The 12,729-nt window shown below is 52.9% G+C and carries 14 protein-coding genes and 1 riboswitch; of the genes, 2 read left to right on the top strand and 12 right to left on the bottom strand.

What is annotated here, in order from left to right; translation table 11 throughout:
• Positions 1–8: 8 nt before the first annotated feature.
• The 12 genes from OGV85_RS15840 to pduF form a co-directional block, all read right to left on the bottom strand.
• Positions 9–794 carry a cobalt-precorrin-6A reductase gene (locus OGV85_RS15840; protein ID WP_046670006.1) on the bottom strand — a complete coding sequence of 262 codons (786 nt, stop codon included), beginning with the start codon at positions 792–794 and terminating at the stop codon, positions 9–11.
• Entirely contained in the window at positions 791–1,516 is a 726-nt protein-coding gene (locus OGV85_RS15835) for a precorrin-3B C(17)-methyltransferase (protein ID WP_003030278.1), read from the bottom strand. The genes OGV85_RS15840 and OGV85_RS15835 overlap by 4 nt, the downstream gene beginning before the upstream one ends.
• Positions 1,516–2,571: a cobalt-precorrin 5A hydrolase gene (gene cbiG / locus OGV85_RS15830; protein WP_003030276.1), complete on the bottom strand. Its 1,056-nt coding sequence runs from the start codon at positions 2,569–2,571 to the stop codon at positions 1,516–1,518. Before cbiG ends, OGV85_RS15835 begins: the two co-directional genes overlap by 1 nt.
• Entirely contained in the window at positions 2,552–3,325 is a 774-nt protein-coding gene (locus tag OGV85_RS15825) for a cobalt-precorrin-4 methyltransferase (protein WP_003030275.1), read from the bottom strand. The genes cbiG and OGV85_RS15825 overlap by 20 nt, the downstream gene beginning before the upstream one ends.
• Positions 3,318–3,887, bottom strand: coding sequence for a decarboxylating cobalt-precorrin-6B (C(15))-methyltransferase (locus OGV85_RS15820; RefSeq protein ID WP_003030273.1), 570 nt, complete (start codon positions 3,885–3,887; stop codon positions 3,318–3,320). Before OGV85_RS15820 ends, OGV85_RS15825 begins: the two co-directional genes overlap by 8 nt.
• Positions 3,877–4,482, bottom strand: a complete 606-nt coding sequence (locus tag OGV85_RS15815) for a cobalt-precorrin-7 (C(5))-methyltransferase (protein WP_003030270.1) — start codon at positions 4,480–4,482, stop codon at positions 3,877–3,879. Before OGV85_RS15815 ends, OGV85_RS15820 begins: the two co-directional genes overlap by 11 nt.
• Positions 4,476–5,612: a cobalt-precorrin-5B (C(1))-methyltransferase CbiD gene (cbiD, locus tag OGV85_RS15810; protein WP_003030269.1), complete on the bottom strand. Its 1,137-nt coding sequence runs from the start codon at positions 5,610–5,612 to the stop codon at positions 4,476–4,478. The genes OGV85_RS15815 and cbiD overlap by 7 nt, the downstream gene beginning before the upstream one ends.
• Entirely contained in the window at positions 5,609–6,241 is a 633-nt protein-coding gene (locus tag OGV85_RS15805; protein ID WP_003030267.1) for a cobalt-precorrin-8 methylmutase, read from the bottom strand. Before OGV85_RS15805 ends, cbiD begins: the two co-directional genes overlap by 4 nt.
• Before the next feature lie 10 nt (positions 6,242–6,251).
• Positions 6,252–7,211 carry an adenosylcobinamide-phosphate synthase CbiB gene (gene cbiB / locus OGV85_RS15800; RefSeq protein WP_003030265.1) on the bottom strand — a complete coding sequence of 320 codons (960 nt, stop codon included), beginning with the start codon at positions 7,209–7,211 and terminating at the stop codon, positions 6,252–6,254.
• Entirely contained in the window at positions 7,208–8,587 is a 1,380-nt protein-coding gene (locus tag OGV85_RS15795; protein WP_003030262.1) for a cobyrinic acid a,c-diamide synthase CobB, read from the bottom strand. The genes cbiB and OGV85_RS15795 overlap by 4 nt, the downstream gene beginning before the upstream one ends.
• A gap of 88 nt (positions 8,588–8,675) precedes the next feature.
• Positions 8,676–8,850: riboswitch (cobalamin riboswitch) on the bottom strand.
• Between the two features lie 332 nt (positions 8,851–9,182).
• Positions 9,183–10,094, bottom strand: coding sequence for a transcriptional regulator PocR (pocR, locus tag OGV85_RS15790; RefSeq protein ID WP_003030260.1), 912 nt, complete (start codon positions 10,092–10,094; stop codon positions 9,183–9,185).
• 203 nt (positions 10,095–10,297) lie between these two features.
• A complete protein-coding gene (gene pduF / locus OGV85_RS15785; protein ID WP_003030258.1) occupies positions 10,298–11,107 on the bottom strand; it encodes a propanediol diffusion facilitator PduF in 810 nt (269 codons plus the stop codon).
• Positions 11,108–11,632: 525 nt separating this feature from the next.
• On the opposite strand from pduF, the gene pduA reads away from it, so the two are divergent.
• Entirely contained in the window at positions 11,633–11,914 is a 282-nt protein-coding gene (pduA, locus tag OGV85_RS15780) for a propanediol utilization microcompartment protein PduA (RefSeq protein WP_003030255.1), read from the top strand.
• Entirely contained in the window at positions 11,914–12,726 is an 813-nt protein-coding gene (pduB, locus tag OGV85_RS15775) for a propanediol utilization microcompartment protein PduB (protein ID WP_003030252.1), read from the top strand. Before pduA ends, pduB begins: the two co-directional genes overlap by 1 nt.
• The last annotated feature ends 3 nt before the right edge of the window (positions 12,727–12,729 follow it).

The following is a 12,729-nucleotide window of genomic DNA, read 5'->3' as shown; positions in this document are numbered from 1 at the left end:
TTAACTCCTTAAGCCGCGGCCAGCCAGCGCGTTAAACGCGCCGCAAAGGCGGCCTGACTTTCCAGTAACTCGTCTCCCGTCACCAACGGTGCCGGACGTGTAATCACGATGCAGGGGATACCGGCATCCAGACAGGGTTGAACTTTTTCCTGATAACCACCTTCAGCGCCTGAAGCCTTAGTGATCACCACATCAGCCTGACACTGGCGATAAAACGCGGCGTTGAACTCGGCGCTAAACGGCCCACACAGTGCGAAGATTTCACCGACGCCAAATCCCAGATCCGCGCATTGCTGAATGACCTCAGGTACAGGCAGAACGCGCGCCAGCAGCGTTTTTTCAGGCAACCCTTCGCGCCAGATGGACAGATCTTTACTGCCAGTCGTCAACAGCACGCGATCGCCGAAGCGTCGCGCCACCTCACAGGCTTGCGGAATACTTTGTACGGTATAAAGCTGCGGGTGAGTTAATCCGCTCAACTGCTCAGGGCGCTGGTAGCGGCTCAGCAGTACGCCCGCCGCTTCGCAGGCATTCATGATGTTGCGACTCACCACCTCGGCGTACGGATGCGAGGCATCGATCACCCAGCGCGTCTGATTTTCCTGTAGCCAGGCAATCATTTGTTCACGTTCCAGACGCCCGCAGCGCACCTGGCCTTTGATGTCTCCCGCCAGCTGCTTTCCCGTCGGGGTCGCAACGGACAGGGTGTAGGCCACGTTTGCCGCATCCAGTTGCTGGCACAGCATGCGCGCGTCGCTGGTGCCGCCCATGACCAGCACATCACCATAATTCACAGCACATAACCTCGTGGCGTGATCATCAGGCCGTCCTGAACATAGGTTGTTTTATTGCCCACGATCACAAGACTGGTCATATCAACCGGCTCAAAGTCCATTTCACCCAGCGTGGTCAGCCATTTTTCCTGCTTTTTACGTCCGGCTGACTTCACAATACCAACCGGCGTTTGTGCGCTCTTGCTGGCAGATAACAGCTCAAATGCGCGCGCCAGATGACCTTCGCGACCCCGACTGCGCGGGTTGTAGAAACAGATAACAAAATCGGCTTCACCAGCGGCAACGATGCGTTTTTCGATAACCGGCCACGGCGTTAACAGATCGCTTAAGCTGATGTGGCAGAAATCGTGCATCAACGGCGCACCCAGCAAAGAGGCGGCGGCAATGCTGGCGGTCATCCCTGGGATTAGCCTGACCTCAACGTCCAGCTTTTGCTTACTGACCAGCTCGAGCACCAGCCCGGCCATACCGTAAATCCCCGCGTCACCGCTGCTGATCAGCGCCACGTTGTGCCCCGCCTGCGCCAGTTCGATCGCCGCCTGACAGCGTTCAATCTCTTTGCACATCCCGGTTTTGATCACCTGCTTGTCGCCAGTGAACGCTTTTACCAGATGGGTGTAGGTTTTATAGCCCACGATGATTTCCGCTGCCTGCAGTGCTTCAACGGCTTCCATGGTCATCATTGCCTGCGAGCCAGGGCCAATTCCAATTACGCTTAACATCAGTGTGAAACTCCCAAAGTGATAGTGACGCCCTGTTCTCGCAGGGTCTCGCCTAACAGTTGTCCGTGGCTCAACAGCCAGGCTGCAGGACCAGAAACGCTTCCTGTACCCACCGTTTTGCGAACAAACGATGAGGCCGGAAAACGGTGCTCATGCTCACGCAGCGCGTCAGCAGTAAAGGTTTCGAAAGGAACGCGGCAGCATGAAGCCAGTTGGATAAGTCCCTGTTCATCTTTTTTCAGCGTGATGCTGCCAATCGCTTTTAGCGCCAGCGGATCGAGCTGTTGGGCTTCGAGTTGGCGGGCAAGCAGCGCAGCCAGCAGCGGGAACGGCGTATCACGCCGACAACCAATTCCGGCCACAACCCGCTGCGGCACCAGCTTCCAGTGAGGAACAGGCAGCTCAGGTAAATTGGTGCGTAAGGTGATGCACACCAACGCATCCAGTTCAGGAAGCTGGTTGAGATCGGTGACCGTAATAAATCCGCGCCGGTCGCAATGGCTGACATCCTGCGTCAGTTCGTCATCCCACCACAGCCCAACCCGCTTATTGCTGACCAACATCTGATTGACGATCTTCACCGCCGAACGGAAATCACTCATTCGGGCATTCAGTTGAAATGCCAGCGTATCCAGTGCCGCCATATCGTTCACATCCGTCGCGGTGGTGATAACCGGGTCGGCGCCCAACATGCCCGCCAGATAACGTGCCAACGCATTAGCACCGCCCGCGTGACCGGAGAGCAGGCTGATGACATGCTGGGCACGTTCATCAATGACCACCACCGCCGGATCGCAAAACTTGTCGTTGACCAGCGGGGCCAGTACGCGCACCGCAATGCCGGTCGCCCCGATAAAAATCAGCGCCGAATAATTCGTAAACGCTTCGCGAGCGGTATTCGCAAAGCCGTTTTCGAAGGGAATAAACCCCTCCTCCAGCAGCTTTTCACTGGTAAAACAGGTAACCGGCAGCATAGCTGCCAGACGTTTCGCCAGCACAACGCCGCCAGGAGTCAGGCAAAAAAGCGCAATTGACTCAGGCTTTACGGTATTCATGGCTAAAGTCCGCCGCATAGAGTTTGGAGTAGTGATACTCCGAGCCCAGGAAATTACCGACCAGAATAAGGGCCGTTTTACGGATGCCAGCATCGCGAACCTTGTCGCCAATATCCGCCAGGGTCCCGCGTACGGTCTGGCTTTCCGGCCAGGTTGCTTTATAGATCACCGCCACGGGCGTGGTCGCCGGATAGCCACCTTCAATCAGACGCTCAGCCACCCGATGAATACGCTGGACGGAAAGATATATCGCCATTGATGTTTGGTGGCTGGCAAAAGACTCCAGCTGTTCACGCTCTGGTACCGGGGTGCGGCCTTCCAGGCGCGTAATGATCAGGCTCTGTGAAACTTCGGGCACGGTATACTCAACGCCCAGCTCCGCCGCCGCGCCGAGGAACGCGCTGACGCCGGGCACCACCTGCCAGTCAATCCCGCGTTTGGTCAGCTCCTCGCCCTGCTCGCGCACGGAACCATACAACGAGACATCGCCGGTTTGCAGACGCACGACGGTCTTACCCGCTTTCACTCCGGCTTCCATCAGATCAAGGATCTGCTCCAGATGCAGTTCGGCACTGTCGTGACATTCAGCACCAGCAGGGCAATACTCCAGCAGTTCGGTGTTAATCAGCGATCCGGCGTAGATAACAACCTGCGCCTGCTGCAGCAATCGGTAACCTTTGAGGGTAATCAGCTCGCGATCGCCAGGACCTGCGCCAACAAACCACACGCTACGGGGATCAAAAATCTCAGACATGGTTTCCTTCCTTCTGACAGGCGATAACAAATACGGGGTTATTCGGTTTAAAATAGTGACCACTGCCAAGCGCGGTAAGCGAGGAAACCTGTAGCTGCAGGCAATCCACTCCCTGTACGCCAAGATGGTCCAGATGTGTTAGCGCGGTGTTGAGGTTTTCCTGGAGGATAAATGTCATCACCAAACGCCCTGCGGGATGCAATTGGCGCATCGACCAGTCAATCAGGTCGGTCAGATGACCACCGCTGCCGCCCATAAAAATGGCATCGGCTTTTTCCGCGATAGTCATGGGAGCAACGCCGGGAAAAATATCGATATTTGCGCAGGCAAAATGCTGGCGGTTTTCGTCCAGCAACCTGAGCGCCGCCGGGTTACGTTCGATGGCCGTGACACGTAATCCGGGATATTGCAACGCCGCCTCTATCGACACGCTGCCGGTTCCGGCGCCTATATCAATCAGGTGACTGGCGCGGTGTAATTCAAGTTTTGAGAGGGCAAGTGCGCGTACCGCTTCTTTGGTCATCGGCACTTTCTCTCCACGCAGAAAAAGCTCATCTTTCATCGAGGATCACCACTGCATTCATGTCATAGTCGGCGTTAACTTCACGCACAGGCAGGAAATGGATCTTTTCGTTTTCCATCGCCAGGTTTTCGCCAATCACCATCCAGCGATGCCCCTTGCCTCGGGCAATGAGCTGCTGCGCGATTTCACGCGGGCCACACAGCGCATCAGTCACCATCGCTACCTTGTTATGTCGCGCCAGCTCATCAAAACAGACGCTGCGGCCATGGCTACTGGTCAGCCACATATCGTTCATATCAATACCGGACTGCGCACACAGGTACTGCACCGCACTAATGCCGGGAATAATCCGCACATTCTCAATACCAAAATGCGCCACCATGCGCGTCCCGATGCCGTAAAACAGCGGATCGCCAGATGCCAGTACCACAACATGCTTCTCCTGGTGCGCGCTAATCCAGCTCAGGAGTTCCGGGATATTGGCGCCAAGAGCAAACTGTTCACCGGCAAAATCCGGGAATTGCTGCAAATGCCGCTTTCCACCGACCAGAACATCCGCCGCCGCGACCGCTTCACGTGCCGCAGGCGTCATCAAATGCAAACCGGCGGGGCCCATCCCTACAACGGTTAACATTGCATCTCCTCAGCAATTTCTGCGACCGGACGATTACTGCCAAGAACCTGATTATCAAAGGAAAACATGATGGCATCGCAGGTCGGCGGATTTTTGGTAAAGCGCAATGTTTGCAGAACACGCATACAAATGCGCTGAGCCAGATGGTCATAAATGTGCTGGAAACCGTATGCGTCGATATGCTCCATCGCCGCTTCGGTGGTATCGCACTCGCTGACCAGCGTCAGCAGTTCCAGCGGTGCGCCAAGTAATGCGAGGTGGGCCACCAGCGTTTCCATGCGGGCATCGGCAATATGGCTATGGGTATGGAAGATCCCCGCCGCGATTTTGACGAGCTTACCGGGATGTCCCACCAGCACAATTTGCCGGAATCCAAGACGTACGGCTTCTTCAATCATGTAGCCGACAAAGTTGCTCATGGTGACTACAACCTGGGTGTCGATACCCATCTGCTCGCGCACAAAACGCTCGCCGTGGTTTCCCGGCACCAGTACGACACGCTCCAGCCCAGCCGCCCGCTTAATTTCCAGCTCCAGCGACAGCGAACGTTTCCAGCTCTCTTCCGACATCGGCGTGACAATACCCGTGGTGCCGATAATCGAAATACCGCCCAGAATGCCAAGGCGGGAGTTGTAGGTTTTTTGCGCCCGTTCTTCTCCTTCTGGCGCGAAGATTTCAATCTGCGCCCCACGATTTGGGCCAATCGCTTCGCGGACGGCAGATTCAATGGTCTGGCGAGGTGTACGGTTAATCGCCGAGCTGCCGACCGGTAGGCCAATCCCTTTACGGGTTACCGTACCGACCCCTTCACCGCCCTGTAAGGCAATCACGCCACTATCGTCTAACGTCACGCGCGCAAAAATCAGCATCCCATGTGTGGCGTCCACATCATCACCACCGTCTTTGCGGATGGCGGCTATCGCCTGCTGCCCTTCGATATGTGGCGACTCAACATTCAGGCACAACGTCACCCCGGAAGGCGTGACGATGGAAACCTGATGGATGAGGTGTTGGCGCAATACCATCAACGCTGCCACTTTTGCCGCCGCCGTGGCGCACGATCCCGTGGTATATCCTTTACGCAGCGCTTTACCGTTGTGCCACACCGGCGTATCGAAGGCCTCGCTCATCGCGCCCCCTGCATGTGATAAAGCATGGCGTTGACGATAGCGGCAGCGACATTACTCCCCCCTTTACGGCCTAACGCGGCAATGGCGGGCAACTTGCTTTGGGTCAAGGCATCTTTCGACTCTTCTGCACCAACGAACCCGACCGGTACGCCAACCACACCGCTGACAGCGACATCATGCTCAAGCAGGCGAAACAGCGCTGTCGGCGCGTTGCCAAAGACAAACAGCTTTTCCCCCTCTTCCTTCACCGCAATGTCGACAGCAGCCATGGACCGGGTAATACCCTGCTCTTTTGCCGTACGCACAACCCTCGGGTCACTGATGTAACAGCGGCATTCACCGCCGAATTTTGCCAGCAGCGTTTTATTGATCCCGGAAAGCGCCATCGTGGTGTCGGTATAAATCACGCTCGAACGGCTAAGTGCCGCACAAAACTGCTCCAGCACATCACTGGAAAACCACAGAATGTCCAGCCAGTCGAAATCTGCCGTCGTGTGAATGACCCGCTTGATAATGGCTTCATGTAACGGACTGGCAAACTGATAGTCCGGACGGGTTTCACGGATGATCTCGCCAATAATGTCGAAACTTTTGGCTTCAATCGCCTGGGGTTGCTGGATATATTGCATTATGTTGTCCTCAGGCTACACCGGCCCACAGCCACCGCAGCGCAATAAACAGCGCCAGTGCCAGCGTCGATGCCACCCACATCAGTCGAATCGTATGGGAAATGTCGTCTACCGAAATGTCGCGTTGTGCATCACCGATCCACGGTTTCTCAACGCGCTCGCCAAAGTAGTCATTAGGACCACCCAGACGAATGCCTAATGCCCCGGCTACGGATGCCTCTGACCACGCGCAGTTTGGGCTGCTGTGGTTGTAGCGATCGCGCCAGCCAATCTGTAAAGCTCGCGAGCCGTCTTTACGGCATAAAAATGCCGCCACGCCCAGCAGCAGCCAGCTCAGTCTTGCAGGAATAAAGTTCGCGACATCGTCCAGACGCGCGCTGACCATACCGATAGCGCGGTATTTTTCATGTTTGTAGCCCACCATGGAGTCAAGGGTGTTTACCGCTTTGTAGGCCATCGCCAGGGGCGCACCGCCGAGAAGGAGAAAGAACAGCGGCGCGATAATGCCGTCGACGGTGTTTTCAGCCACGGTTTCCACCACCGCGCGATTGATCTGTTGCGGTTGCAGTTGCGAGGTATCACGACCCACTATCCACGACAGTTTTTCCCGACTCGCGGCAATGTCACCGGCCCGTAGAGGACGTTCGACATCCTGTGCGGCATTCGCCAGGCATCGCCCGGCCAGCACGGTAAAGATCATCCATACCTCTACCACCCAACCCAACCAGGGATGAACAGATTTTGCCAGTACCAGCGCGCCCCAGGACGCAGCCCAGGTCAGACCAACCACCACAATCCACATCACCGCGCCACCAATGCGCAGCGCACGGTCGCTATGACAATAACGCCGAATAATTCGCTGCACTGCAGAAATCAGATTGCCAATCCAGCGCACCGGATGCGGCCAGTTCTGCGGATCGCCGATGATAAAATCAAGCAACCAGGCAACACACCACGCAAGGATCGTCATAGCGCGCTCCTCGCGGCTGTCAGCCAGTGGTTAAGCATCTGCGGACGTTGAGCAAAATGAACGTGTAGATAGCTGGCGAAGGTGTTTCCGACCTGCCAGCCGCCAGACCAGGCTTGCAGCGTTTTACCATCGCGCACTTTGCGACAGTTCATCACCGCTGGCGTTTCAGGGGTAAAATCGGAATAGTGGAATTCATGTCCGCGCAGCACTTCCCCTTCTGCTGCTAACAATGTTTGCTGCGCGGCCTGCGCTTCGCAGTAGCCAAATCGGGTCAGACGTTTTCCCATTTTGCTGTGGCCGGGAATGATATCCGCCATCAGCCAGGTATCGCCGTTACTGTCCTCAAGCGAACTGCCGAGATACATCAGCCCCCCACACTCTGCGTAAATCGCGACGCCACGTTGATGTGCCGCTCGCAGTTGCTTCAGCATCGAGACATTGCGAGCCAGCGCCGCAGCATGTAGCTCAGGATATCCACCACCTAACCAGATCATCTGACAGTCGGGTAAGCAGGTGTCGTGCAACGGGCTAAAACGAACAATATTAAGCCCCGTACGTTCCAGCAGCGTAATGTTGTCCGGGTAGTAGAAGTTGAAGGCTTCGTCATCGGCAATTGCAAGCGTTAGCCCTGCTCCGGCATCTGCGGCAGGCAGCGCAGGCCATTCGCCAGCAGGAAGATTGGTTGACAGGCTTAATGTCAGCAGTGCGCCAATATCAAGGGTTTGCTCCAGCGTCGCGGCAAACTCCTGCCACGGTTGCTGATTGACAACCGACTCACGTGCGGTGACTAAACCCAAATGTCGTTCGGGAAGGGCAACCCCATCCATACGGGGTACGTAACCTAAGACGGGTACATCGCAGTAACGTTCGATTGCGACTTTCAGTAACTGGTAATGCGTTTCGCTGTTAACCCGATTAACAATAACGCCGGCGATGTTCAGGGTGGGATCAAAATGCTGAAAACCCATTACTGTTGCGGCGATTGAGGTGGAAACGGCTTTGCCATCAACCAGTAAGATGACCGGACAGCCTAACTGTTTAGCCATCGCGGCGGTGCTGCAGTAGTTTGGGTCGGTACCATAGCCGTCATACAACCCCATCACACCTTCAATAACGGCGATATCTGCATGTCGCATCTGCTCGTTGAATAGAGCGTTCAGCGTGGGGACGGGAAGCATAAAGCTATCAAGATTGCGGGAAGCGGTACCGCATACCGCTGTATGCCAGCCGGTATCAAGGTAATCAGGACCCACTTTGCAAGGCTGGACGCGCAAACCGCGTTTTTTCAACAAGCTCAACAAGCCCAGCGTCACCGTGGTTTTACCACAGCCGCTTCCGGTACCTGCAAGAACAAATGCGTGAAAATTGGCCGCCATACCCTGATCCTGTTCAGGGTGGTAGGGGTGTAGAGATACCCAGTCTCTCGACTGTATGCATCTGAACCACCCACTTCCCACCGAAGTTGTTGGTAGTCACTGACAGGCAGGTCTTCTGGCTTAGCGTCATCCTAACCCGTCCTTCCCAATCTTGCGATCAGTGGTCCATACGGGGTCGTCAGCATCACAGCAGCGGGGGCTGCGGGGGATTCTCACCCCCTTCCCTACCACAAATGTGGCAAACCTGTCAGTTCAAGAGCCTGGTTAATTAAGCTCTCTGTTATGAGGTAAATTCACGACCTCATGACAATAATTCAGTTTAATATCTTTCCGAATTCATTCAGCCAATTTCCTGGCCTTTTCCCACATATTCATACGTTCACTTTTTGAATGAAAGTATCAGCTAAGAATAAAGAAAGTCATTCACACAGACACTGTATCTCATCACAAAAATAAAAACTGGTGCAGTTTATCCCTCTAATACCATTATTTTGTTGCGCTATGACAATTTATTGGCAGCTGTCATTATTTTTCATTTTATAATGACGGGCATAGCGCCACATATCAAAAATCGGCAATAGCAAAATATTGCTATTTAAGCGGACTCTCCGCGTGAAATGACATTAATTTGCTGGCGAAATGCCTGCGGCGTAACCTGATACGTTTGACGGAACACTTTGCAAAAATAGCTGGTTTGCGAAAAGCCTAAATTACGCGCAATGCTGGCTATGCTCCAGTCACTGTGGCAAAGCAACTCTTTGGCACTTGCCATTCTCTGTTGGTTTACCCATGCGTTAAAACCGATACCCTGATATTTTTTGAACAATTTACTGAAATAGTACGGGCTAAGGAAAACATGAGAGGCAACATCTTCCAGACGCAGCTCGTCTGATAAATGCGCATCAATATAGCGCAGGGCTTTTTTCATTTTACTGTCATGGGGGTTGGTACTGCGGTTAGCGCGTACCGGCTCTGACTGCTGCGGGTTATCTTTGATAACAACAAAATTGAGTTGTTTCTTAAGGCAATTTTCGACGATGAGCTTGAGTAAATCCGCTGAGGCAATGACACGAGAATAGTCCATCTCAGGTACATTACGGAACTCGTTGACCAGCTCAGGATCGGCTTGCCAGCGGTCATCGACGTTCAGAATATCAACGAGGCCTACATCGTTACTTAAGCGTACTTGTCCACAAAGCACAAACCCTACCAGGTGTCCCGCGATGACCAGCGGAATTGAGAAATCGGTAAGCCCGGCATGGCAGCGATAAATGCAAGGTTGATCGGACTTAGAGGCTTCCAACCCGCCACAGCGGTCGCTCATACGACAACGCGTACTATGCTGAGGATGCTGGCGCATCAACTGGCAAAAAGGAGTGAAATTAAAAAGCTCAGAAATTTCATCACCGTGAATATTGACAACCACAACAGCCAGACTGGTGGCCTGTGCAAAATCCTGTGCGATTTTATTAATGAGTTCTGAGTTCAGGGCACTCGCAGAAATCATGATAAAACCTCTCAGTTAATTTATTGTTATAAATAAAACATATTATTCACACATTCATTTTCATCTCGCGATCCAGCGCTCTGATGAAAGTCAGCATTGAACATAACAAAAGTCTCCCATTCTTGGGAGACTTTTTAAGCCGTTCAGGAAACCGGATCACGAAAACAGTTTTTGCCTTTCAATAATAAACATCTTTCATGAAGCTAGCTCTCGTTTTCCTCCAACTTACACGAATTACACGGTAAATTTTTGCCAATAAAATAACGATAAATTGCTGCGCCCGCACAGGCGCCGATGATGGGAGCCACAATCGGCACGATGAAATAAGGGATATCGCGCCCGCCGGTCATCGCAACATCACCCCACCCGGCCATCCAGGCAAACAATTTAGGACCAAAATCACGTGCCGGGTTCATCGCAAAGCCGGTAAGTGGGCCGGTTGATGCGCCGATAACAGCAACCAGAATACCAATCAACAGTGGTGCCAGAGGGCCTTTGGGAACGCCGTTACCGTCGTCCGTTAGCGCCATAATCATCCCCATCAGAATGGAGGTAATCACCACTTCGACTAGTGCGGCCTGCCAGACACTCAGTGCGGCGGCAGGATACGTGCTAAAAATACTGGCAAGTTGCAGGCTTTCCAGACTGCCGCGTACCATTTGGTGGGCTGATTCATACTCAATGAATAAACTGCCGTACAACAAATAGGCCAGCATAGCGCCACCAAAGGCACCCGCTATCTGAGCGACAGAATAAGGCAGTACTTTACGACCAGGAAAACAGGCAAACAACCAAAGTGCGATGGTAATAGCAGGATTGAGATGGGCCCCAGAAATCCCGGCTGTCAGGTAAACTGCAAGCGAGATCCCCAAGCCCCATATGATGCAGATCTCCCACAATCCCAAACTGGCACCCGCGACTTTAAGGGCGCTCAGGCACCCAATACCAAAAAACAAAAATAGCCCGGTACCCAAAAACTCAGCAATACATTGCGCTCTTAGTGAATCGTTCATTGTGACACCTTCTAAGCAGAGTTCGTGTCTTTACCAGCGGACTCCTTGCTGGCAGGAAGGTTACTTCAAGACTTACTATAAAAATCTGTATCGGCAAATTGTTGGCAATCTGCAAGCGACATACCCTTAAAAATCGTGTTGTGATAGCAAATTTTTGCTATCACCTTTATTAAAACAGGCGACAAAACGTGGATTCACCCAATTAAAAGTACATTTTCAAAATAATAAAATATTGCGAACAGCAGAATTCCATTTTCAAACGATCATCACAATTTCATTTTTCTCGCATAGCAAATGATATTTAAACTGTCACTCAGAAAAGTGTAAATATGGAATTAACATAACCAAATAGTCATATCGATTAAGATTAAAATAACCAATAAAAACATAGTATTACAATAACACACAGCAATTTTATCTCACCGTTACCCCACTATTTTTTCACTCTTACTTTCAACTCAGCCATTCTTTTTCCTCGCTTCTTTTTATAGTCATGAAAATCGGGACAACCCAGGCGAGGTCTTTATGCAACAAGAAGCGTTAGGAATGGTAGAAACCAAAGGCTTAACTGCAGCCATAGAGGCCGCAGATGCAATGGTGAAGTCAGCCAATGTAATGCTGGTCGGCTACGAAAAAATTGGTTCGGGGCTGGTAACAGTTATTGTCCGCGGCGATGTCGGCGCAGTCAAAGCAGCAACAGATGCCGGTGCCGCCGCAGCCCGTAATGTGGGAGAAGTGAAAGCCGTACACGTTATCCCACGCCCGCATACCGATGTAGAAAAAATCTTACCGAAGGGAATTAGCTAATGAGCAGCAATGAACTGGTTGAACAGATCATGGCGCAGGTGATTGCTCGTGTGGCAACGCCAGAACAGCAGGCTATCCCAGAAAATAATCACCCAACACGAGAAACGGCTATGGCAGAGAAAAGCTGCAGTTTAACGGAGTTTGTCGGTACCGCGATTGGCGACACCGTCGGTCTGGTAATCGCCAACGTAGACAGTGCCCTACTGGACGCAATGAAACTTGAAAAACGCTATCGCTCCATTGGCATCCTTGGCGCCCGTACTGGCGCAGGCCCGCACATCATGGCCGCCGATGAAGCGGTGAAAGCCACCAATACTGAAGTCGTCAGTATTGAGTTACCACGTGATACCAAAGGCGGCGCAGGTCATGGCTCGCTGATTATTCTTGGCGGCAACGATGTTTCCGACGTGAAACGCGGCATTGAAGTCGCACTGAAAGAACTGGATCGCACCTTTGGCGACGTTTATGCCAACGAAGCCGGTCACATCGAAATGCAGTACACCGCACGCGCCAGCTACGCACTGGAAAAAGCCTTTGGCGCACCGATTGGTCGTGCCTGTGGCGTCATCGTCGGCGCACCAGCATCCGTTGGTGTCCTGATGGCTGATACTGCCCTGAAATCCGCCAACGTGGAAGTTGTGGCTTACAGCTCCCCTGCTCATGGCACCAGCTTCAGTAACGAAGCCATTCTGGTTATTTCGGGTGACTCTGGCGCTGTTCGTCAGGCTGTTATCTCCGCCCGTGAAATCGGTAAAACCGTACTCGGGACCCTCGGCTCAGAGCCGAAAAACGATCGTCCGTCCTACATCTGATAT

The organism is Citrobacter sp. Cf132 (assembly GCF_030333885.1).
In the GTDB taxonomy this organism is placed as follows: Bacteria; Pseudomonadota; Gammaproteobacteria; order Enterobacterales; family Enterobacteriaceae; genus Citrobacter; species Citrobacter freundii.
Note: the sequence above shows the minus strand (reverse complement) of the source record. Positions and strands in the feature narration are given on the sequence as shown.